The following is a 22,370-nucleotide window of genomic DNA, read 5'->3' as shown; positions in this document are numbered from 1 at the left end:
AGGGATCGATGATCTAGTGGCGCCGTGATTGAAGCATGATCTTGTCCGAAAACCGGTCTCCACTTTGCGGGGTCATGCTCTATCCTGTATCGCCGATGCCGACAGAAAAGTCAGCATTCTCCCAATGGCCGCTATCGGGCCAGAAGAAAGTGAAGACAATGCTATTGCCCGGGCTATTGCCTGGAGCAATCTCGGCAACCTGCAATTCCGCAAGATGGATGCCGAAAGCATTCGCGGTGGTCTCGGTGTCATGGACGGTTGCCCAATTGTCGCTGCTCCAATGAACCACCGCCCGGGCCAGAAGTTCGATGCGCAGCGCCTTGCCTGCCGGGATGGTACGGATCTTGTGGTTGAAGCGCCATGCCCTGAAGCGCGACACCGTCCTGCCCTCGATATAGCGCTTGACGCCTTGCGGCGGCATGTCGAACACCGTGCCGTCGCGCAGCGACCGCAGCAGCTTGATGTGCTCGGAATGCGCCCAGACCAGCGGCTTGGCGCTGCCGGAGGGCCCGCCATGCCGCAATTCGCGCTCCGGCATGTCGGGACCGTCCCAGACCTGCTCCGGTAGCAGGCCGCCCGGTCCGGCAGAGTTCTCGAACGTCCTGAGCAGGCTTGCCGCACTATCCCTGCGGCCTGCCGCCAGCTCGTAATGAGCGCGCTCGCCGACCAGCAGCGGCCAGGGCCGGCCCCGGCCGGTTCCATCGAAGGGCGCGCCGTCGGCATGCTCGCCATAGCCGTCGCCATTGTAGCGGTACCAGAGCGGGCCCTGCGGCAGCTCGCAGCGCAATTGCGCGTCGATGACCTTGACCGTGTCGAGGATGCGCGGATCGTCGGCCGCCCTGAGGCCGAAGCGGACCAGCGCCAGCGCATCCGGGCTGACGATCGCCTTGGCCGGCCGGTCCGTATCGGCCGGCGGGCGGTTCTTGATCGGGACGTAGCCGTCTTTCGGCGATGCCGCGCCGGCTTTGTCGGGCGGGGCGATCCGGACATAGTAGCCTTCGACGCTGGCTTGCTCGCATGCGGCGGTGCCGGCCACGTAGGTCCAGCGCTCGATCTGATCGTTCCAGACGTCGGCGGTTTCGCGCAGATAGTTTGCCGGCTCTGTTTTGCCGGCGGCATCGAAGATGTCCGCAGCCGCAAGCAATGCGGCGATCTCGACCGCAAGTGTGAACGGGCTGTAGCCGGCGTCTTCTTCCCAGCGGTCCTCGCCGGTGACCGGGCCGTTGCGCACGACATAGGCGGCAGCGCGCTCGATCATCGGCATGAAGGAGGAGAGTGCGGCAGGCGGCAAATGGCCGGCGCGGCGCAGTGCGTCGGCAAGCAGCAGCGGGAAGGCGCATTCGTCCATCTGGATGCCCGGCCAATAGGCCGATCCGTCGAGCCAGGCGTTCTGCGGCCAATGGCCGTCCGGCTGCTGGATCGAGCGCAGATAGCCAAGGATGCGCAAGGCTTCCGCCGGGTCGCCGGCAGCGAGGAAGCCGCCGGCGGTTTCGACCAGATCGCGCGGCCAGACCAGGTGATAGCCGCCGAGATCGTCGTCGCCCTTGTTGAAGCCCCACGGGATCGACAGGCTGGCAACGGCTGCTCCGGCGGACGACCGGTGTGTCGCCAGCACCGCCGTGCTGAGGCGGTAGCTGTTGAGGCCGGACGCCGCATGCCGGTCCAGCGGCAGCAATCCGGCCTGCCATTTGCGCCATTTGTCGACGTAGGATCCGGCTGCGGGCTCAAAACCTTGCCTCAGGCTGGCGAAAGCGGTTTCCGCCGCCTGTTGCGGCGTCGTGCCGAAGCCCAGCGCCAGCAATATTTTTGGGTTCGCAGCCGAAAAGGCGATCTCGCCGGTCAGCGCGACATTGCCGTCCTCGGCCCTGCGGCAGGCCGGATCGAGCCGGCCGCCTTGACCAAGCTGCTGCCAGCCGTCGGAGACGCCGACATAGCCGGCCGAGCACGCCTTCCACGGCACCGACGAGGCGAGCGCCAGGCAGGTGCCGCGTCCCGATGCAAACAGGACAGGCTGTCCTTCATGGTCGTCGATCCAGGCGGTGTTGCCCATGCCGGCGTTGACGAGGTGCGGTGCCAGCAGCGCGTAGACGCGGTAGTCGGCGGCCGCGCCTTTGAGCGGCGTGAACATAATCTCCTGCAGCAAGACGGGACGTTCCGGATCCGTCAGGATGCGCTTTTCGATCCTGTAGGTTCCATCGCTTGCGGTGTTGACCAGCTGGTAGGCAGGCACCCCGTCCGCCAGGGGTTCGATACTGTGTTCGGCATCGCGTTTTTCTTCCGAGAAATAGCCGTCGGGTCCGGTGACGATCAGCCCCAGATCGCGGGTGCATGCGCTATCGAGGCGCGGGTAGTAGATCTCGTTGAGGATACCGTGGCTGATGGTGAACCAGATCGGGCAGGCCGGCGAGAGCGCGGTGCCGACGCCGCTCTTGGCGCTCGAGGTCCAGCGTGCCGGAATGCCGGGTGCACCCGGGGCAAGGTTCGTCGCCATTCAAATCGGTCTCCAGTGCCATCCCTAGACCAGGAGTCGAACCGGTTTCAATGATTGCACCGCAAGTTGATCGCCGGCCATGGTTTGATGTTGACAGCTTGCCGCCTATCTGCATTTGTCTGATAATAGATAAAAAACAAGATTGTGAGCGTATCAGCCAATACCCACCAGCCAGCCATTAACCACCAGTAAGACAGCAACTCACGGGAGGAGTATGACATGAGGAAAATATTCGCTTTAGGAGCTCTTGCGGCGATGCTCGCCGCAGGTACCGCTCTTGCCGACACCAGCGGCAAGAAAATCGCTTTCTCCAACAATTACGCCGGCAATTCCTGGCGGCAGGCGATGCTGGACAGCTACGCCATCGTTACCAAGAAGGCGGTTGCCGACAAGGTGGTCGGCGCCGCGGACGTCTTCACGACGGCCGACAAGGAAGTGCCGACGCAGGCAGCCCAGGTGCAGAACCTGATCCTGCAGGGCTATGACGCGATCGTCATCAACGCGGCGTCTCCGGATGCGCTCAACGGCGCCATCAAGCAGGCCTGCGACGCCGGCATCGTCGTCGTTTCCTTCGACGGTATCGTCACCGAACCCTGCGCCTACCGCGTCGTCGTCGACTTCAAGGACATGGGCAAGCAGGAAGTCGAGCAGATGGCCAAGTTCCAGCCCAAGGGCGGCAACCTGCTGGAAATCCGCGGCCTCGCCGGCACTTCGATCGACGATGCCATCCATGCCGGCATCCTCGAAGGCGTCGCTGCCCATCCCGAGTTCAAGATCGTCGGCTCGGTGACCGGCGACTGGGACCAGACCACGGCACAGAAAGCCGTAGCGACGATCCTGCCTTCGCTGCCGGATGTTGTCGGGGTCGTCGACCAGGGCGGTGACGGCTACGGCGCGGCGCAGGCTTTCGCCGCCGCCGGCAAGCCACGCCCGACCATCATCATGGGCAATCGCCAGGACGAGTTGCAGTGGTGGAAGGAGCAGAAGGAAAAGGACGGTTACAAGACCTGGTCGGCATCGATCGCACCGGGCGTATCGACGCTTGCCTTCTGGGTGGCGCAGCAGGTGCTCGACGGCCGCACCGACGTGCCGCACGACCTGCTGGTGCCCTATCTTGCCTTCACCCAGGACGATTTCGAGGCCGCGCTGCCGAAGATTCCGAAGGGCGGCGTCGCCAGCCACGAATACACGCAGGAAGACGCCATCGCGGCGATCAAGGCCAACATCAAGTGAGCATGGCGCTATTGTTGCCGCCACGGATAACCGGGTATCGTTGAGGGATGCCCGAGGCCAATGCAGACATCATCATGCCGGATGGCGCCGAAAAGCTTTTCGGCGCCGTCAGTTTGGACATCATAAGACTGGACGGAGCCGAAAAACATTTCGGCGCCGTCAGGGCGCTCGCCGGTGTCGATTTCAGCGTTCGTGCCGGAGAATGCGTCGGTCTCGTCGGCCATAACGGCGCCGGAAAATCGACGCTCATGCATATGGTGGCGGGCACGCTTGCCCCCGACAGCGGGCAGATCGCGGTCCGCGGCGGTGTCGAGGCAAGTTATTCGGTGCCGCGCGCGCAGCAGCTCGGCATACGCTGTGTGTTCCAGGAGCTGTCGCTCTGCCCGAACCTCAGCGTCGCCGAGAACACGCGGATCAACCACGCGTCGCTGCATGGCTTCGGCTGGCGGCGCAAGGCGGCCGATCTGATCGCCGCCAAGCTCGACGAGATCTTCCCCGGCCACAGCATCTCGGCATCCGACATCGTCGGTGATCTTTCCATCACCAGCCGGCAGATGGTGGAGGTGGCGCGCGCCTTCACGGTCACGCAGGAGCCGCTCGAGCTGGTTATCCTCGACGAGCCGACATCCTCGCTCGACGCGCATACCGCCGGCCAGCTGCTGGCGTTCGTGCGCCGCTTCATCGCTGCCGGCAAGAGCTGCATCCTGATCTCGCATGTGTTGGGCGAAGTGCTCGGAAATGCCGACCGCATCGTGGTGATGCGCGACGGCAAGGTGGTCGCCGCCGGGCAGGCCGACGCCTTCGACCGCGACAGGCTGGTGACGGCGATGGGCGGAGCGGAGGCGCGCGAGAAGACCGCCGCAGAGATTGCGAGCGGCAAGCCGGAGCCCGGTCCGCTGCGGGTCCGGGCGCGCCCGGCGCGACAGCAGGACGGCAACGAGCTCGTCGCCCGTGCCGGTGAGATCATCGGCCTTGCCGGACTTGCCGGGCATGGGCAGACCGATCTTTTGCTGGCTATCTTTGCTGCGGCTTCCCGTGCCAAGACCGGCATCGAGGTCACCGCGCCGGTGGCGCTGGTTGCCGGCGACCGCCAGTCGGACGGGATTTTTCCGCAATGGTCGATTGCCGAGAACATTGGCATCCGTTCGCTGGCGCGATTGCGCAACGGCCTCTTGATCTCGCCGCAGCGCGAAGCCGAGCTCGCCGAGTTGTGGCAGCGGAAAATCGGCATCCGTACGCCCGACATGAACAACAACATCTTCTCGCTGTCCGGCGGCAACCAGCAGAAGGCGCTGTTCGCGCGGGCGCTCGGCTCCGACGCCAAGATCGTGCTGATGGACGATCCGATGCGCGGCGTCGACATTGGCACCAAGCTCGAAGTCTACGACCTGGTGCGCGAGGAGGCTCGCCATGGCCGCACTTTCCTATGGTACACCACCGAAACCGAAGAGCTCGACAATTGCGACCACATCTATGTGTTCAAGAACGGCCGGATCGTCGCCAACCTTCATCGCGACGAACTGACGGAGGAAAAGATCATCCAGTCGTCGTTCGGCGATGCGGCCTGAGATGACAGCGGTATCCGTCGAGAATGGGCTAAAATCTTCGGCTCGCGCCACGAGGCGGGCGCGCATGCTGCGCAGCCTGCTGCCGGCACTGTCGCTGGCGCTGGTGCTCATCGCCATCGCCTGGCTCAACCCGCGCGCCATCAGCTATTTCGGTTTCAGCCTGATGCTCAATCTGGCGATCCCGATCGCTCTGGCGACGATCGCGCAGATGTTCGTCATCGCCGGCAACGAGCTCGATCTGTCGATCGGCACCTTTGTCGGCTTCGTCGGCTGCGTGACGGCGACATGGCTGAAGGACGCGCCGCTGCTCGGCGTCGTGATCCTGCTCGGGTCGATCGGCGTCTACGCGCTGCTCGGCGCGCTGATCCATCTGCGCAACCTGCCCTCTATCGTGGTGACGCTCGGCATGAGTTTTGTCTGGCAGGGCATGGCCATCCTGATCCTGCCCAAGCCCGGCGGCAAGGCGCCGGACTGGCTGCTGGCGCTGATGGCCTTCAAGCCACCCTTCATTCCGTTCCCGATCATCGCGGCATTGCTGATCGCAGCCGTCGTCCATTTTGGCCTGATGCGCACCTCCTACGGCGTCATCCTGCGTGGATCGGGCGGCAATTCAGCCGCACTCAAGCGCGCCGGCTGGTCGCTGCTGCGCACCAAGATCGCGCTGTTTGCGCTGACCGGCCTGTTCGGCGTTTTGTCCGGCATGGCGCTGATCGGCATCACCACCTCGGCCGATGCCAATATCGGCAATGGCTACACGCTGCTTTCGATCGCCGGCGTCATCCTCGGCGGCGGCGAGTTCGTCGGCGGCCGGGTGTCGCCGATCGGCGCCGTCATCGGCGCGCTGACGCTGGCGCTGGCGGCATCGCCGCTCTTGACGTTCATGCACATTCCGCCCGACTGGCAGGTGGCCGCCAACGGCGCCATCCTGATCATCGTGCTGGCGGCGCGGGTGCTGATCAGCCGCAGGGAGAGGTGAGCATGGCATCGCTGCGGACACTGCTCGCCAGACCCTGGATCTGGTCGTTTTTCGGGGCGCTGCTGGTGTGGCTGGCGACCATCGCCTTCACCGGCGGCTATGGCGGCGGCGGCATGATCACGGCGGCGCTGTCGCTCGCCGTCTTCACGGTCATCGTCGGCGTCGGGCAGATGTTCGTCATCACGCTCGGGCCGGGCAATGTCGACCTGTCGCTGCCGGCCAATATCGGCCTTGCCAGCGCCGTCGCCATGAAGGTCATGGACGGCAATGATGCGATGATCGCGGTCGGCCTGCTGGCAGCGCTTGCCTGCGGCATGGCGATCGGCGCCGTCAACTATCTGCTGATCTGGGCGCTGCGCATTCCGCCGATCATCGCGACGCTGTCGGCCAGCTTCGTCATCCAGTCGGTCGATATCAGCTATGGGCGGGGCCTGCAGATCAAGCCGCCGCCGGGCTTTGCCGATTTCACCAACTGGCAGATCTTCGGCATTCCGGTGCTGGCGATCCTCACCGTGCTGTTCACCATCGGCGCCGGCATCGTTTTGCAGCGCATGATCTACGGACGCTCGGTGCTGGCGATCGGCCAGAACATCCGCGCTGCCTGGCTGGCCGGCGTCAATGTCGGCCGCACCCGCTTCCTCACCTACACGCTGTCGGGCGCGCTCGGCGGCCTCGACGGCGCACTGCTCGCCGGCTATTTCCGCGGCGCCAATGTCGATATCGGCAATGAGTATCTGCTGGCCTCGATCGCCGTCGTCGTCATCGGCGGCACGTCGGTGGCGGGCGGCAAGGCTAATGTGCCGGGGGTCTGGGGCGCGGCGCTGTTCCTGGTGCTGCTGTTGACCATGCTCAACACGTTCGGCGTCAGCGTCGGCGTCCGCCTGGTGCTGACCGGGCTGATCATCGTCGGCGTCATCACCGCCGCCGGTGGGCAGAAGGCGCTGCGCTAAGGCAAGGCCACCCGGCGGCGAGGGGATATCGATGCGGCCCGCAAAACACGTGGTTCCCATCCGCATGCCAGCGCTGTAAATCCCGTCGCGCTATTGGCCAACATCATTGCGTGAGGTTTGCGTGTCCGATTTCGTCAGCACTACAAGGCACGGCAACGTCGCGGTGGTGAGCATCGACAATCCGCCGGTCAACGCGCTGAGCTTCCATGTGCGCGAGCCGCTGATGCAGGCGCTCTTTTCCCTGCGCGACGAGCCGTCGGTCGGAGCAATCGTGATAGCATGCGCCGGGCGGACCTTCGTCGCCGGCGCCGACATCACCGAATTCGGCAAGCCGGCGCGGCAACCGGACCTGGGCGCCCTAGTCGCCATGCTGGAAACCATCGCCAAGCCGACGGTCGCGGCCATTCACGGCACTGCGCTCGGCGGCGGCCTGGAACTGGCACTCGGCTGCCATTTCCGTGTTGCCGACCGAACGGCAAGGCTCGGCCTGCCGGAAGTCAAGCTCGGCCTGCTGCCGGGCGGCGGCGGCACGGTTCGCCTGCCGCGCCTGGTTGGTCCGCTGAAGGCACTCAGCATGATCGTTTCGGGAACGCCGATCGGTGCGGCCGAGGCGCTCGCCGCCGGCCTGGTGGATGCCGTCTTCGATGGCGACCTGACCGCGCAAGCGGTGAGTTTCGCCAACGAAACGGCCGCGAAAGGCGGTCCGTTCACGCCGGTGCGCGACCGCAATGATCGCCTCGACCAGGCCGACTTGCCGGCGTTCGACAAGGAAGCGGCAGTGCTTGCCGGCAAAGCACGCGGCCTCGAGGCGCCGATCGCCTGTGCGCAGTCGGTCCGCAACGCCCTGACGCTGCCCTTCGACGAAGCGCTGGCGGCGGAGCGCGACCTGTTCGTCAAGCTTGTCGCCGGGGACCAATCACGCGCGCAGCGGCATCTGTTCTTCGCTGAACGTGAGGCGGCAAAGATTGCCGGCAAGGACGTCGCCAGGCGCAAGATCGCCCGGGTCGGCGTCATCGGCGCCGGCACAATGGGCGGCGGCATCGCCATGGCGTTCGCCAACGGCGGCGTCCCCGTGACCTTGCTGGAAGCGACACACGAGGCCTTGCAGCGCGGGCTGGCGACGATCAACAAGAATTATGCCGTTTCCGTCATCCGCGGCTCGCTGAGCGAAGACGCCAAGCGCCAACGGCTTGGGTTGTTCAAGGCTTCCACCGACTATGCCGATCTTGCCGATTGCGACCTGATCGTCGAGGCCGTGTTCGAGGAGATGGCGGTCAAGAAGGAGGTCTTCGGCAGGCTCGATGCCGTGGCCAAACCGGACGCGATCCTCGCCACCAACACCTCCTATCTCGACGTCAACGAAATCGCCGCTTCGACGTCGCGGCCGCAAGATCTCCTCGGCATGCATTTCTTTTCGCCGGCTAACGTCATGAAGCTTTTGGAAATCGTCCGCGCCGACAAGACTTCGACCGACGTGCTGGCGACCATCGTCGATCTGGCACGGCGGATCGGCAAGGTGCCGGTCGTTGTCGGCGTCTGCCACGGCTTCGTCGGCAACCGCATGCTGGCGGCGCGCGGTGCGGAACTGGAGACGCTTCTGCTCGAAGGCGCAATGCCGCGCCAGGTCGACCAGGTGTTCACCGATTTCGGCTGGCCGATGGGGCCGTTCGAGATGAGCGATCTCGCCGGCCTCGACATAGGCTGGCGCAACCGCAAGGCGCGTGGCCAGACGGCCGTGATCGCCGATGCGTTGTGCGAACAGGGACATTTCGGCCAGAAGACCGGCAGCGGCTTCTATCGCTATGAAGGCGGTTCGCGCACGCCGCTGCCCGATCCCGATGTCGAGGCGCTGATCCGCAACAAGGCTGCCGAGCGCGGTGTTGCACCGCGCGCGATCGGCGCCGAGGAGATCATCGAGCGGACGCTCTATCCGATGATCAACGAGGGCGCCAAAATCCTCAAGGAAAAGATTGCCGCCCGCGCCTCCGATATCGACGTCGTCTGGGTCAACGGCTACGGCTTCCCGGTCGGCAAGGGCGGGCCGATGTTCTGGGCGAGCCTCGAAGGCGTGGACAAGATCATCCAGCGGCTGGATCACTGGCACCAGCAGACCGGCAAGGATGTCTTTCGAGTGGCACCCCGGCTCAGGCAAATGGCCGAAACCGGTTCCTGGGACGGCGCTGCCGGCTGAACTTGGGACTACCGAATCCGTGCGTCCATGATCTCGACAAAACGCGCGAACAGACCCGCCTGCGACTTTATCTTGAGCTTGCGGTAAATGTTGCGGCGATGAACTTTTACGGTTCCCGGCACGATGCGCATCGCCCTGGCAATCGATTCCGTGGAATGGCCCTGAAGCACCAGATCGACGACATGCTGTTCGCGCGGCGTGAGCGAAAGGCTCTTCCAGATGTGAGCACGTTCGAACTCACTGACCGGAGCAATCGCCTCGTCTTGCTTCGTCCCAACCGGTCCGTCAGCCGGAAGGGTAGGCCAGCGCAGCCTGACGAGGCTGATCACCGCAGGCGCCATGTCGCGCAGCAACCTGGCATCGGCGGTTCCGAACGGCCCCGAAGCGCGCAATCGCATTAGCGAGACCACCAGCGCGTCCTTTCCCGGCAGCGGCACGAAAAAGCCGACCTCCTCCGCAAGCCTGGTCTGGCTGTAATAGGAGCGGTAATATTCGCTGGCATAGAAGCGATCCGGCGCCAATTCGCGCATGCGCCAAAAGCCTTCCTTGCGCTCGACTGCCGCATGGTGGAACGGATCGAGCAGATAAGGCCCTTCCTGATAGAGCGCAACGAAGACGTGGCTTTCGGCCGGCGAGAATGTCTCGAACAGCAGCGGCGGGCGTGAGGCGCCGCGATAGCCGAAGATCACGCAATGATCGAAGCTGACATGCTGGCGGAGCCAGGCGACCATCGCCTTGCCGAAAAGCTCGCCGCTCGTCTCCCGCGTCGCTGCGATGAGCGCAGCGAGCCGGCTGTATTCATCGCTGCGTGAAACGCCCAATTCATACCCCTCCATACGAGAAAATAGACGAAATATACCACCTGGGAGGTATATACTAGCCGCCATTGGCTCTGATAGCGTTTCGAGACCAACTAGCCGCTGGAGCCCGCAGCTTTGACCGCAGTGCCCGACATCGAGTTTCGCGGGGTCACCAAACGCTACGGCAGCGTGATCGCGGTCAGCGGCATCGATCTTGCCATCCCGCCGTCTGCCTTTGTCGCGTTGCTCGGGCCGTCCGGCTGCGGCAAGACAACCTGTTTGCGCATGATCGGCGGTTTCGAACAGCCAAGCGAAGGTGTGGTATTCATCCGTGGCCGCGACATGGCCGGCACGCCGCCCTATCGGCGGCCGGTCAACATGGTGTTCCAGCAATATGCGTTGTTTCCGCATCTGGATGTGGCGGACAACGTCGCCTATGGCCTACGCCAGGCGCGGCCGCGCCTGTCGTCGCGGGAGATCAGCCTGAAGGCAGGCGAGGCGCTCGCCATGGTTCGGCTTGCGGGCTATGGACGCCGCAAGATCCATGAGCTTTCCGGCGGCCAGCAGCAGCGTGTCGCCCTGGCGCGGGCGCTGGTCAACAAGCCGGCGGTGCTGCTGCTCGACGAGCCCCTGGCGGCGCTCGACAAGAAGCTGCGCACCGACATGCAGATAGAGCTGCAGAACCTGCAGCGCGAGATCGGCATCACCTTCGTCCTGGTCACCCACGATCAGGAAGAGGCACTGTCGATGAGCGATTTCGTCTGCGTCATGAATGGCGGGCGCATCGTCCAGCTTGGGCAGCCGAGCGAAATCTACGATGAACCCGCCGACCTCTTCGTCGCCGATTTCGTCGGCAAGACCAATCTCTTGAGCGGCAAGGTCGTCGGGCTCTCGGGCAAGCTCGTCGAGATAGCGCTTGCCGACGGCACCGTCATCGCCGCGCGCAAGCGCACTTCGCTAGCCCAGGGCGAAGCCGTCTCGGTCAGCCTGCGTCCTGAATCCTTAAGTCTCGGCGCGCCCGGAAGCGGCCGGCTGAACGGGCTTGTCCGCAACCGGATCTTTCTCGGTTCCACCGCGGAATATGCAATCGAGGTCCAAGGCATCGGGACACTGCTCGCCAAGGCCGATCATCTGGTTGGCGGTGGAAATCTCTTCAAGCCGGGTGAACCCGTCGCCGTCGGCTTTACAGCCGGAACGCCGCTGGCGTTTCCGGAGAATAACGGGACCAACCAGAGGGAAAACAAAAATGTCGAAATCGTATCGTGACGGACTGCCGATAAGCCCTGAAAAATTCGTCGACCAGTTGATGCGCCTCAAGCGCGGTTCCATCGGCCGCCGCGAGTTCCTTGGCCTCACCGGCCTAGGCATCGCAACGGCAGTAATGGCCCGCGAACTCGGCATCATGCCGTCGCCAGCCTTCGCCCAGGAGGGGCTTGGCGACCGCATGTCGATTGCCACCTGGCCCAATTATCACGACCCGGCGACGTTCGAGAATTTCAAGGCCGAAACCGGCGTTGCCGTCGAGGTGAACGTGTTCGGGTCAAACGAGGAGATGCTGGCCAAGCTGCAGGCCGGCGCCTCGGGCTGGAGCCTTTTCGTTCCGACCAACTACACGATCTCGACTTACAAGAAGCTTGGCATCATCGAGGCGCTGGATATGGCCAAGCTTGCCAATTATGACGGCTCGCAAGAAGACCCGCGCTTCACTGGGGAAGGCACGATCGATGGCGTGACCTACGCGGTGCCGAAGAATTGGGGCACCACCGGCTTTGCCGTCAACACCAAGAAACTGACCAAGCCGATGACAAGCTGGAAGGAATTCTGGGACACGGCCATGGCGGAGGGCGACGGCCGGACCATGGTTCATGATTACCAGCTGACCACGATCGGCAACGCGCTGAAATATTTCGGCTTCTCGTTCAACTCGCTGAAGCCGGACGAACTCGCCAAGGCGGAGGAATTGCTGCTGAAGGTCAAGCCGCATCTGTTCGCGGTCTCCAGCGACTACCAGCCGTCGATGCGTGCCGGCGACGCCTGGATGACGATGTGCTGGACCAATGACGGGGCGCAGCTCCACCGCGACATCCCCGAAATCGCCTACGTGCTTGGCAAGGAAGGCGGCGAGATCTGGACCGACTTCTACGCAATACCCAAGGATGCGCCGAACAAGCCTGCCGGCTATGCCTTGCTCAACTATTTGATGAACCCGAAAGTCGCGGTCAAGGAGCACCTGGCCAACGGCGCGCCTTCCACCGATGCGCGGGTCAATGCGCTGCTGCCCAAGGAGGTGCTGGACAATCCGATCCTCTATCCGGCGGCGGATCTGCTGAAGCCGCTCGAATTCGGTGCGGCTGCAACGCTAACCGATCCGGGCCGGGCCGAATTGATGGCACGCTTCAAGTCGGCTTGAACCTGGCAGGCCACAGGCTCGTTGCAGGCAACTCCCCGGCGGACAGATGTCCGCCGGCACCGGGGCGGTTTTTTCAATGCGCAGCAATGTCCTTCGTCACAATCTCCTGACCGCCCTGCTGCTCGGTCCAGCAACTGCGTGGCTGGTGGTGTTTTTAGTTTTGCCGTTCGTGGCGATTGCCGTTTTCAGCGTCGGCGAGCGGGCGCCGGAAGGCGGCTATCAGGCCGCTTTCACCTTGGCGCAGTTTGCCAATCTTCCGGCGCGGGCGACCGCCTTCTGGAACACCATGGTGCTGGCGCCGGCGGGCGCACTGGCCTGTCTTCTCGTTGCCTATCCGGTCGCCTATTACCTCGCTTTGCGCGCACCGGAACGGTGGCGGCTGATCCTGCTGGCACTTGTCGTCATCCCGTTCTGGACCAGCCTGCTGATGCGAACCTATGCCTGGATGTATGTGCTTGGCGGGCGCGGCATCCCAGCTCTCCTGGCCTATGTCGGGATGGAGGACGTGCGGCTGATCAACACGCCGGGAGCGGTTCTGCTCGGCATCGTCTATGGTTATCTGCCGCTGATGATCCTGCCGATCTATGTCAGCCTCGAGCGGCTCGACCGCCGGCTGCTGGAGGCCTCCGCCGATCTCGGCGCGACGCCGATCTCGACATTCCTCGGCGTGACGCTGCGGCTGTCGCTGCCAGGTGTGATGACCGGCTTCTCGCTGGTCATGATCCTGCTGCTCGGCGAATATCTGATCCCGACGCTACTCGGCGGCGGCAAGGTCTTCTTCATCGGCAACGCGCTGGTCGATCTGTTCCTGCAATCGCGCAATTGGCCATTCGGATCGGCAATCGCCATCACACTTGTGGCGGTTTCAGTGGTCGTGCTGCTTGCCGCGAACCGCATTTCGACCCGGCTTTCGGGTGCCCGCCGGGTGGACCTGATCTGATGCGTGCCTTCGTCGTTGCGGTCTTTGCCTTTCTCTACCTGCCGATCGCGCTGGTGGTGCTGTTTTCGTTCAACGCCGGCCACCACGCCAGCGAGTTCACTGGCTTCTCGGTGCAATGGTACGGCAAGGCACTGGCAAACCCGTTCCTGGTCGAAGCGCTGAAGAACAGCCTGTTCATCGCCACGACCAGCGCCTTGCTGGCGGCGCTGTGCGGCACGGCCGCCGCGCTTGGCCTGGCGCGTGTCGGCGCGCGGACGCGAGCCGTGTTCGATGCGCTTTTGGGTGCTGCGATCGTCGTTCCTGGTGTCGTCATCGGCATCTCGACGCTGGTCGCGCTGGTCCAGCTATTCGGGGTGGTCAACCCGTTTGTCGCTTCGCTGTGGCCGAACGACCAGCCACCGCGCCTGGCGCTCGGCTATGGCTCGATCATCGCCGCGCACGGGCTGTTTTCGATGGCGCTGGTGGCGATGATTGTCAGCACGCGCCTCGGCAGCCTCGACCGCAATCTGGTCGAGGCCTCGAGCGATCTTTACGCCACCCCGCTGACGACGTTCCGCAGCATCGTGTTGCCGCAGATCATGCCGGCGGTGATCGCCGGCTTCCTGCTCGCCTTCACATTCTCCTTCGACGATTTCATCGTCGCTTTCTTCGTCGCCGGCGCACAGACGACGTTGCCGATCTATGTCTTCGCCTCGATCCGGCGCGGGGTCACGCCGGAGATCAATGCCATCGCGACGATCGTGCTCGTCGCCTCCGTTGTGCTCGTGGTGGTTGCCCAATGGCAACTGCGGCAACGAAAACCATCACACTGAAAGATAAAAAACATGATTCTGAGAGATCGCATCGCCGTGGTGACGGGTGCCGGGTCGGGGATCGGGCGTGCCGGGGCCATGATGATGGCCAGGGAAGGTGCGCTCGTGGTGATCGCCGACAGGGACCAGGCGGCGGGGGAAGCAACCGCTTCCGACGTTCGTGCGGCCGGCGGTCGGGCCGAGGCCGTCGCCACCGACGTCGGCGAGGATGCGGCGGTCGAGCAGCTCATTGCGAGAACGCTGGGCCGGCATCGGCGGATCGACATCCTGCACAATCATGCCGGGATCCAGGTCGGCGGCACGCTGACCGAAGTCGGCGCCGACGGCATGGATGCCTCCTGGCGGATCAATGTGCGGGCGCAGTTCCTGGCGGCCAGGCTGGTCATGCCGTCGATGATCGCGCAAGGCGGCGGGGTGATCCTGAATACCGCCTCAAATTCGGGTGTGTTCTACGACCGCGAAATGATCGCCTACGCAACGTCAAAACATGCAGTGGTGGCGATGACCCGGCAGATGTCGCTCGACTATGCCAAACACAATGTCCGCATCAACGCGCTGTGCCCCGGCTGGGTCGATACGCCCTTCAACGAGCCGTTCATCGCGCAGATGGGCGGGCGGGCGGCGATCGAGAACTATGTCCGCACCAAAATTCCCATGCAGCGCTGGGCCAGCGCGGAGGAAATCGCCGAAGCGATCCTGTTCCTCGTCTCCGACCGCTCGTCCTTCATGACCGGCCAGGCGCTGGTGATCGACGGTGGAGAAAGCATCGGCTGATCCGCCGCTCCCGGCGGGCGGCAGCTGAAATTCTCTTTGGCCTAACGGCCGGCGGCGAGATGTGCTTTCGTCTCAAGGAGAATGCGGCCAACATGGCTGGGTCGGGAGCAGAAATCATCAGCGCAACCGGGAAGGCTGTATAATGGCCGAGGCCTATATCTGCGACTACATCCGCACGCCGATCGGACGCTTCGGCGGTTCGTTGTCGGCGGTCCGTGCCGACGATCTCGGCGCTATACCTCTGAAGGCGCTGGTCGAGCGCAATCCAAACATCGACTGGGCTGCCATCGACGACATCGTCTATGGCTGCGCCAACCAGGCCGGCGAGGACAACCGCAATGTGGCGCGCATGGCGCTGCTGCTGGCCGGCCTGCCGAAGCAGGTTTCGGGCTCGACCGTCAACCGTCTCTGCGGTTCGGGCATGGATGCGGTGATGATTGCTGCCCGCGCCATCAAGGCCGGCGAGGCGGAGCTGATGATATCAGGCGGCGTCGAATCGATGAGCCGCGCTCCGTTCGTGCTGCCGAAGGCAGAGACCGCCTTTTCGCGCAATGCCGAGATTTACGACACCACGATCGGCTGGCGCTTCATCAATCCGCTGATGAAGAAGCAATACGGCGTCGATTCGATGCCGGAGACCGGCGAGAACGTGGCGGAAGAGTTCGCTGTCTCCCGCGCCGACCAGGACGCATTTGCCGTGCGCAGCCAGGACAAGGCTGTAGCCGCACAAGCCAATGGCCGGCTGGCAAAGGAAATCACGCCGGTGACGATCGCGCAGCGCAAGGGCGATCCGGTCGTTGTCGACAGAGATGAGCATCCCCGCGGCGGCACGTCGAGCGAAGCGTTGGCCAAGTTGCCGACGCCGTTCCGGCAAGGCGGCACGGTTACGGCCGGCAATGCCTCGGGCGTCAATGACGGCGCCGCGGCGCTGATCGTCGCCTCGGAAGCAGCCGCGAAAAGATACGGGTTGACGCCGATCGCCCGTATCCTCGGCGGTGCCACCGCCGGCGTCGCGCCGCGCATCATGGGCATCGGTCCGGTGCCGGCCACGCAGAAGCTGTGTGCCCGGCTCGGCCTGAAGCCACAACAGTTCGATGTCGTCGAGCTCAACGAGGCCTTTGCCTCGCAAGGCATCGCCGTGCTGCGCCAGCTCGGCATTGCCGAGGATGCGGAGCACGTCAACCCGAATGGCGGTGCCATCGCGCTCGGCCATCCGCTCGGCATGTCCGGCGCGCGCATATCAGGCACGGCGGCGCTGGAGCTGCGCGAACGTAGCGCCCGCTATGCACTTGCCACCATGTGCATCGGGGTCGGCCAGGGGATCGCGGTGGCGCTGGAGAGATTGTGAGCAAGCGTCGATTTGCCGGACCATTTAATGGCGCGTTCCGCCCACTCAAATTTGACCATGTGGACAAAAGCCGGGCACCGTTCCATAGTTCCTTCGCTGATATTCCAGAGAAGAGAGCCGGCTCGACACGGCGCCAATCAGAGGGGCATGCAATGGACAACGGGAAGAGCAGAATCCAATCGAAACGCGAAGAGCTTTCGCGCCGCAACGTGCTGGAGCTGGGCGCGCTCGGCCTGGCGGCGGCGATGCTGCCGGGCAGCGCCTTTGCCAAGACCAAGAAGCTGAAAGTGGCGGCTATCTTCGCCACGCCGATCGAGGAGCCGTGGGACAACCAGATCCACGTTGCCCTGCAGAAGGCCGAGAAGGAACTCGGCATCGAATACAAATGGTCGGAGAAGGTGCAGACGGCCGATTTCAGCCGCGTCATGCGCGAATATGCGCAGGGCGGCTATGAGCTGGTGCTGGGCGATGCCTTCGCCGCCGAGCGCGAATCGCGCAGGACCGCCAAGCAGTTCCCGAAGACCGCCTTCCTGTTCGGCTCCGGCGCCGGGCCGGCCGAGCCGAATTTCGGCGTCTTCGACAACTGGATCCACGAGCCGGCCTATCTGTCCGGCATGATCGCCGGAAAAATGTCGAAATCGGGCACGATCGGCGCCGTCGCGGCGATGGGCATTCCGGAAGTGAACCGGCTGGTCAACGCCTTCTTTGCCGGCGCCAGGGAGGTCAATCCCGACATCAAGAAGAAGGTCGCCTTCATCGGCTCGTTCTTCGATCCGCCAAAGGCAAAGGAAGCGGCGGTCGCCCAGATCGACGCCGGCGTCGACGTCATCTATGCCGAGCGCTTCGGCGTCATCGAAGCGGCGGCGGAGAAGAAGATCCTCGCTATCTCCAACATGTCGGACCAGTCGAGCCTCGGCCCCGACACCGTGATCACCGGGCCGGTCTGGGACATGTATCCGACCGTCGAGCAGGCGATCAAGCTGGTCAAGGCCGGCGTCTTCACCGCGCAGGATTACGGCGATTTCTCGCGCATGGCCAAGGGCGGCTCCTATCTCGCGCCCTACCACAAGTTCGACAAGACGCTGCCGGCCGAGGTCAAGGAACTGGTCGAGAAGAAGAAGGCCGAGATCCTCGACGGCAATTTCCGCGTCGACGTCGATGAGAATACGCCGGTCTCGGACTGAGCGCTGTCTTTTGGGGGTCCGGTGCTTGTCGCACCCCCCTCTGGCCTGCCGGCCATCTCCCCCTCAAGGGGGGAGATTAGCAGCTTCGCCGACAGCACCTCTTCTTCAGCGCTGACGATTTGCGAAAGCCGAAGTGACATCCGATCTCCCCCCTTGAGGGGGAGATGGCCGGCAGGCCAGAGGGGGGTGCAGCGCATTCCCGTCGATCAAACCTGAACCGTAAAGCCAATTCCGATCGGGAGCACCCTTGTCAACGCCTGCCCCTCTCATCGAAATGCGCGGCATCTCCAAGAGCTTTGGCGCCGTCCAGGCGAACGAGGCCGTCGATCTCAGCGTCGCGCCGGGTGAAATCCTCGGGCTGCTCGGCGAAAACGGTGCCGGCAAGACGACGCTGATGAACGTGCTGTTCGGCGCCTATGCGCCCGATGCCGGCGAGATCCTGGTGCAGGGCCGGTCGGTGGCGATCAACAGTTCGGCCGATGCGCTGGCCGTCGGCATCGGCATGGTGCACCAGCATTTTCATCTCGCACCACGGCTTTCGGTGCTGGAGAACCTCTTGATCGGCATTCCCGGCAGATCGGGCCGGATCGACCGCGCCGGCGGGCTGGCGCGGCTCGCCGAGATCGGCCGCCAGCACGGGCTGACGCTCGACCCGGACCTCCCCGTCTCGGCGCTGTCGGTCGGCGAGCAACAGCGGCTCGAAATCGTCAAGGCGCTGTTTCGCGGCGCAAGGCTGCTGATCCTCGACGAGCCGACGGCGGTGTTGGCACCAACCGAGGTCGACGGGCTGTTTTCGGCGCTGCGCTCGATGGCGGCACAAGGGCTCGGCATCATTTTCATCTCGCATAAGCTCAACGAGGTGCGAGCGCTGACGCATCGCTGCGTCGTGCTCCGGCATGGGCGCGTTGCCGGCCGCGTCGATGCGCCGGCCAGCACCACGTCGTCGGAGATGGCGCGGCTGATGTGCGGCCACGAGATCGTGCCTCCGGCCAGAGGACCGTCGATGCCGGGTGCGGCCGTGCTGACCCTCGACGGTATCTCGACATCGCATCATTCCGGCATGGCGCTGCGCGATGTTTCGCTGTCGGTTCGTGGCGGCGAGATCCTCGGCATCGCCGGCGTCTCCGGCAATGGCCAGCGCGCGCTTGCCGAGGTCATCTCCGGCGTGCGTGCGCCCGATGCCGGGAAGATGACCATAGCCGGCAAAACGGTTTCGCGGTTCTCGCCGAGCACAGTGCAGGCGCTCGGCCTCGGCCGCATCCCGGAAGACCGTATGACGACAGGGCTGGTCACCAATCTGCCGCTCGCCGATTCGATGGTGCTGCCGCGCATCGGCACGGCGGCGTTCAGCCGCAACGGCCTGCTCAAGCCGGATGGGATCCGCGCCTTCGCCGAGGCACAGATCAAAGCCTACGATATACGTTGCCCCGGGCCGATGACGCGCGCCGGGGCGCTTTCCGGCGGCAATCTGCAGAAGGCGCTTTTGGCGCGCGAACTCGCCTTCGATCCGAAGGTGCTGATCGTTTCGCAGCCGACTCGCGGCCTCGACATCGGCGCCGCGCGCTTCATCCACGAAAAATTCCTCGACATGCGCGCCAAGCGCTGCGGCATCATTGTCATCGGCGAGGATCTGGAAGAGTTGCTGATGCTCTCGGATCGTATCGCGGTGATGTATGAAGGCCGCATCGTCGGCACGCTGAACAGCGCCGACGCCAGCATCGCCAGACTCGGGTTGATGATGACCGGAGCGGAGGGCCATGCCTGATGTTCCGTCTCGAGGCCCGCACCTCAACGCCCGCCTGGTTCAATCTGGCGCTGCCGCTGCTCGCTATCGGCGCGACGCTGATCCTGTGCAGCGGCCTCATCGCACTGGCCGGCGCCGGCGTCGTCGAGGCTTATGGCGTTATGTTTTCGGCGTCTTTGGGCGACAGCTACGCCATCACCGAAACGCTGGTGCGTGCCGCGCCGATGATCTTCACCGGACTGGCCGTGGCGGTCGCCTTCCGCGCCAAATTCTGGAACATCGGCGCCGAAGGGCAATTGCTGGCTGGTGCGGCGGCGAGCTGTGCCGTCGGTGCAATCCCGATGCCGGGGCCGCTCGCCATGCTGCTGATGGCGCTGGCGGGCGCTGCCGCCGGCGCGGCCGTCGCCCTGATCCCCGCCACGCTGAGGGTAAAATTCAGGGTCGATGACGTGGTCAGCTCACTGCTGCTCAACTCGGTCATTTTCTATGCACTGATGGCGCTGATCGAGGGGCCATGGAAGGACAGTTTCAGCGGCTACCCGATCTCGCCGCCGATCGAGGATACGGCCAATTTTCCGGTGCTGCTCGAAGGCACACGGCTGCATCTCGGCGTCGTCGCGGCGCTGGTCGCGGCACCGGTCATCTGGTTCGTGGTCGCGCGCACCACGCTCGGCTTCCGCATCAGGGTCACCGGCGAAAACCCCGAGGCGGCGCGCTATGGCGGCATCAATGTCGAGCGGGTGCTGATTTCGACGGCGCTGCTGTCTGGCGCATTGGCCGGCCTTGCCGGCGTCGGCGAGGTCGGCGGCGTGCATTTCCAGGTGATGAGCGACATCTCGCCGGGCTATGGCTATTCCGGCATCGTCGTCGCCATGCTGGCGAGGCTCAATCCGCTCGGCGTCGTGCCGGCGGCGATCTTCCTTGCCGCCGTCATGACCGGCGCCGAGGCGATGTCGCGGGCGACCGGCGTTCCGGCCTTCCTCAGCGATGTCATCCAGGGAACGGCGCTGCTCGCCATGCTGGTGGCGCTGCTGTTCACCGCCTATCGCATCCGTCGCGTGGGAATAGCCAAATGAGCGTGGTGCTGGAACAGATCTTCCAGGTCGGCTTCCTGGCCGCCATCATCCGCATCGCCACGCCGCTGGCCTTCGCGACGCTGGGCGAGATGTTCTCCGAGCGCGCGGGGGTGCTCAATCTCGGCATCGAAGGCATCATGCTTTTGTCGGCGATGACCGGCTTCACCGCGGCGAGCCTCAGCGGCAGCCTCTGGCTTGGCGTGCTAGCGGCGGTGCTGACCGGGGCGCTGATGGGCGCCGTGCACGCGCTGTTCACGGTTGCGCTCGGCCTCAGCCAGCATGTCTGCGGCATCGGCGTGACGCTGTTCTCGTCGGGCCTTGCCTATTTCCTCTACCGGCTGATCTTCGGCCAGCAATCGGTGCCACCGAACATCAAGGGGTTCGAGACGCTGCCGATCCCGATCCTGTCCGGCATTCCGGTGCTCGGGCCGGCGGTGTTCAACCAGTTTTCGCTGGTCTACATGGCGATGCTGGCCATTCCCCTGGCCGCCTTCGTGCTCTACCGCACGCCTTGGGGCCTGTCGGTCCGCATGGTCGGCGAAAACCCGCGCGCCGCCGATTCGGCCGGCGTCAGCGTCATTGCAACACGCTTCCAGGCGGTGATCCTCGGCGGTGCCTTGATGGGACTGGCCGGTGCCTTCCTGTCGATGGCGCAATTCAACGCCTTCACCTTCGGCGTGGTTTCGGGGCGTGGCTGGGTGGCAATCGCGCTCGTCGTTTTCGGCCGCTGGGATCCGTGGCGATCGGCAGGCGCGGCACTGCTGTTTGCCTTCGTCGATGCCCTGCAGTTGCGCATGCAGGCGAGCGGGCTTGGCCATATCCCCTACGAGGCCTTCCTGATGCTGCCGTTCATCTTCACCATCGTCGCTATGGCGGTGATGTCGCGCAATGCGGTGGCCCCGTCGGCGCTGCTCAAGCCGTTCCGGCGCGAAGAGCGGTAGCGGCGCTTCGCCTTTCACATCGCGGTGAAGCCGTTATCGACGAACAGATGGGCGCCGTTGACGAAGCTGGCCTCGTCGCTGGCCAGGAACAGGGCTGCCTTCGCGACCTCTTCCGGCTCGCCGATCCGCCCTTGTTGCGCCGCCATTGCCGCGTCGGAGACATCGACGCCGAGTTTGTCGAGATCGGCGACCTCGCGCAGGCCATGCGGTGTCCTGATGAAGCCTGGACAGACCGCATTGCAGCGGATGTTGCGGTCGCGGAACTCGACGGCGATGGCGCGCGCGAACATGTGGCAGGCGCCCTTGGTGGTGTCGTAAAGCACCTCCATCGGCGTCGCCGCCACCGCCGAGATCGACGAGGTGCAGACGATGGAACCACCGCCGGCGGCGATCATGCCGGGCAGCACGGCGCGCGCCATCAGGAACATCGAACGCACATTGACGGCATGCAGCCAGTCCCATTCCTGCAGCGTGGTCTCCAGGAAGGGTTTGATGACGAGGGTGCCGGCGTGGTTGAACAGAACCGTGACCGGGCCGAATTTTTCCGTCGCGCCCTTCACCGCCGCTTCGACCTGTGCCTCATCCGATACGTCGGCGACCCAGTGTTCGGCGACATGGCCGCGTTGCCTGATTGCCGCTGCGGTGGCCGCCGCCGCTTCGCCGTTGCGGTCGACGATCGCCACCTTGGCGCCCTCGGCCGCGAAAAGCTCCGAGGCCGCACCGCCCATTCCTGTCGCGCCACCCGAAATGATGGCGACCTTGCCGGCCAGTCTTGTCCCCATGGTTTGCTCCCTGCTGCCTTGCCGTGACGTCGCGGCTTTCCGCTGAAGCGATGCTATCCCTCATCCATTGGATGGCCAAGGAGCCACAGACACATGGACCTGACGTTTCCTGCCGTCACCCCGGCATGCCGCAAAAGGCAGCGCTAAGCA

The 22,370-nt window shown here is 64.4% G+C and carries 18 protein-coding genes; 15 read left to right on the top strand and 3 right to left on the bottom strand.

Annotated features, from left to right (window positions below; genetic code table 11):
• Positions 1-79 precede the first annotated feature (79 nt).
• Complete coding sequence (locus tag NKH60_RS21080; protein ID WP_352834698.1) at positions 80-2,491, bottom strand: glucan 1,4-alpha-glucosidase; 2,412 nt, start codon at positions 2,489-2,491, stop codon at positions 80-82.
• A 219-nt stretch (positions 2,492-2,710) separates the two neighbouring features.
• Here NKH60_RS21080 and NKH60_RS21075 point away from each other — a divergent pair, with 219 nt between their 5' ends.
• The 5 genes from NKH60_RS21075 to NKH60_RS21055 all read left to right on the top strand — a co-directional run bounded on the left by NKH60_RS21075 (position 2,711) and on the right by NKH60_RS21055 (position 9,409).
• A complete protein-coding gene (locus tag NKH60_RS21075; protein ID WP_352481006.1) occupies positions 2,711-3,724 on the top strand; it encodes an ABC transporter substrate-binding protein in 1,014 nt (337 codons plus the stop codon).
• 74 nt (positions 3,725-3,798) lie between these two features.
• Entirely contained in the window at positions 3,799-5,292 is a 1,494-nt protein-coding gene (locus NKH60_RS21070) for a sugar ABC transporter ATP-binding protein (protein ID WP_352834711.1), read from the top strand.
• A gap of 1 nt (position 5,293) precedes the next feature.
• Complete coding sequence (locus NKH60_RS21065) at positions 5,294-6,268, top strand: ABC transporter permease (protein WP_023678190.1); 975 nt, start codon at positions 5,294-5,296, stop codon at positions 6,266-6,268.
• 2 nt (positions 6,269-6,270) lie between these two features.
• Positions 6,271-7,218: an ABC transporter permease gene (locus NKH60_RS21060; protein ID WP_352456288.1), complete on the top strand. Its 948-nt coding sequence runs from the start codon at positions 6,271-6,273 to the stop codon at positions 7,216-7,218.
• Between the two features lie 121 nt (positions 7,219-7,339).
• The gene (locus NKH60_RS21055; RefSeq protein WP_352834696.1) at positions 7,340-9,409 is read left to right on the top strand and encodes a 3-hydroxyacyl-CoA dehydrogenase NAD-binding domain-containing protein; all 2,070 of its coding nucleotides are present in this window, start codon (positions 7,340-7,342) and stop codon (positions 9,407-9,409) included.
• Between the two features lie 8 nt (positions 9,410-9,417).
• On the opposite strand, the gene NKH60_RS21050 is transcribed toward NKH60_RS21055, so the two are convergent.
• Positions 9,418-10,230 carry a helix-turn-helix domain-containing protein gene (locus tag NKH60_RS21050; RefSeq protein ID WP_292657193.1) on the bottom strand — a complete coding sequence of 271 codons (813 nt, stop codon included), beginning with the start codon at positions 10,228-10,230 and terminating at the stop codon, positions 9,418-9,420.
• A 114-nt stretch (positions 10,231-10,344) separates the two neighbouring features.
• On the opposite strand from NKH60_RS21050, the gene NKH60_RS21045 reads away from it, so the two are divergent.
• The 10 genes from NKH60_RS21045 to NKH60_RS21000 all read left to right on the top strand — a co-directional run bounded on the left by NKH60_RS21045 (position 10,345) and on the right by NKH60_RS21000 (position 21,438).
• Positions 10,345-11,475: an ABC transporter ATP-binding protein gene (locus NKH60_RS21045; RefSeq protein ID WP_352540866.1), complete on the top strand. Its 1,131-nt coding sequence runs from the start codon at positions 10,345-10,347 to the stop codon at positions 11,473-11,475.
• Positions 11,456-12,619, top strand: a complete 1,164-nt coding sequence (locus NKH60_RS21040; protein WP_352470751.1) for an ABC transporter substrate-binding protein — start codon at positions 11,456-11,458, stop codon at positions 12,617-12,619. Before NKH60_RS21045 ends, NKH60_RS21040 begins: the two co-directional genes overlap by 20 nt.
• 76 nt (positions 12,620-12,695) lie before the next feature.
• Positions 12,696-13,559, top strand: coding sequence for an ABC transporter permease (locus NKH60_RS21035; RefSeq protein WP_352451300.1), 864 nt, complete (start codon positions 12,696-12,698; stop codon positions 13,557-13,559).
• Complete coding sequence (locus NKH60_RS21030) at positions 13,559-14,371, top strand: ABC transporter permease (RefSeq protein ID WP_352834690.1); 813 nt, start codon at positions 13,559-13,561, stop codon at positions 14,369-14,371. The genes NKH60_RS21035 and NKH60_RS21030 overlap by 1 nt, the downstream gene beginning before the upstream one ends.
• Positions 14,372-14,383: 12 nt before the next feature.
• Complete coding sequence (locus NKH60_RS21025) at positions 14,384-15,145, top strand: SDR family NAD(P)-dependent oxidoreductase (RefSeq protein WP_352834687.1); 762 nt, start codon at positions 14,384-14,386, stop codon at positions 15,143-15,145.
• Positions 15,146-15,287: 142 nt separating this feature from the next.
• A complete protein-coding gene (pcaF, locus tag NKH60_RS21020; protein WP_352873173.1) occupies positions 15,288-16,493 on the top strand; it encodes a 3-oxoadipyl-CoA thiolase in 1,206 nt (401 codons plus the stop codon).
• Between the two features lie 152 nt (positions 16,494-16,645).
• Positions 16,646-17,677 (top strand): BMP family protein, encoded by a 1,032-nt coding sequence (locus tag NKH60_RS21015; RefSeq protein ID WP_352683733.1) that lies wholly within the window; start codon positions 16,646-16,648, stop codon positions 17,675-17,677.
• Positions 17,678-17,951: 274 nt separating this feature from the next.
• Complete coding sequence (locus NKH60_RS21010) at positions 17,952-19,442, top strand: ABC transporter ATP-binding protein (RefSeq protein ID WP_502898597.1); 1,491 nt, start codon at positions 17,952-17,954, stop codon at positions 19,440-19,442.
• The gene (locus tag NKH60_RS21005; RefSeq protein ID WP_352834684.1) at positions 19,442-20,497 is read left to right on the top strand and encodes an ABC transporter permease; all 1,056 of its coding nucleotides are present in this window, start codon (positions 19,442-19,444) and stop codon (positions 20,495-20,497) included. Before NKH60_RS21010 ends, NKH60_RS21005 begins: the two co-directional genes overlap by 1 nt.
• A complete protein-coding gene (locus tag NKH60_RS21000; protein ID WP_352574549.1) occupies positions 20,494-21,438 on the top strand; it encodes an ABC transporter permease in 945 nt (314 codons plus the stop codon). Before NKH60_RS21005 ends, NKH60_RS21000 begins: the two co-directional genes overlap by 4 nt.
• A 14-nt stretch (positions 21,439-21,452) precedes the next feature.
• Here the strand turns inward: NKH60_RS21000 and NKH60_RS20995 are convergent, their stop codons facing one another.
• Entirely contained in the window at positions 21,453-22,220 is a 768-nt protein-coding gene (locus NKH60_RS20995) for an SDR family NAD(P)-dependent oxidoreductase (RefSeq protein WP_352834681.1), read from the bottom strand.
• Positions 22,221-22,370: the final 150 nt, after the last annotated feature.

It is taken from the genome of Mesorhizobium sp. M1006 (assembly GCF_040318825.1).
In the GTDB taxonomy this organism is placed as follows: Bacteria; Pseudomonadota; Alphaproteobacteria; order Rhizobiales; family Rhizobiaceae; genus Mesorhizobium.
The sequence above is the reverse complement of the archived record's forward strand: the minus strand, read 5'-3'. Positions and strand labels throughout refer to the sequence as shown.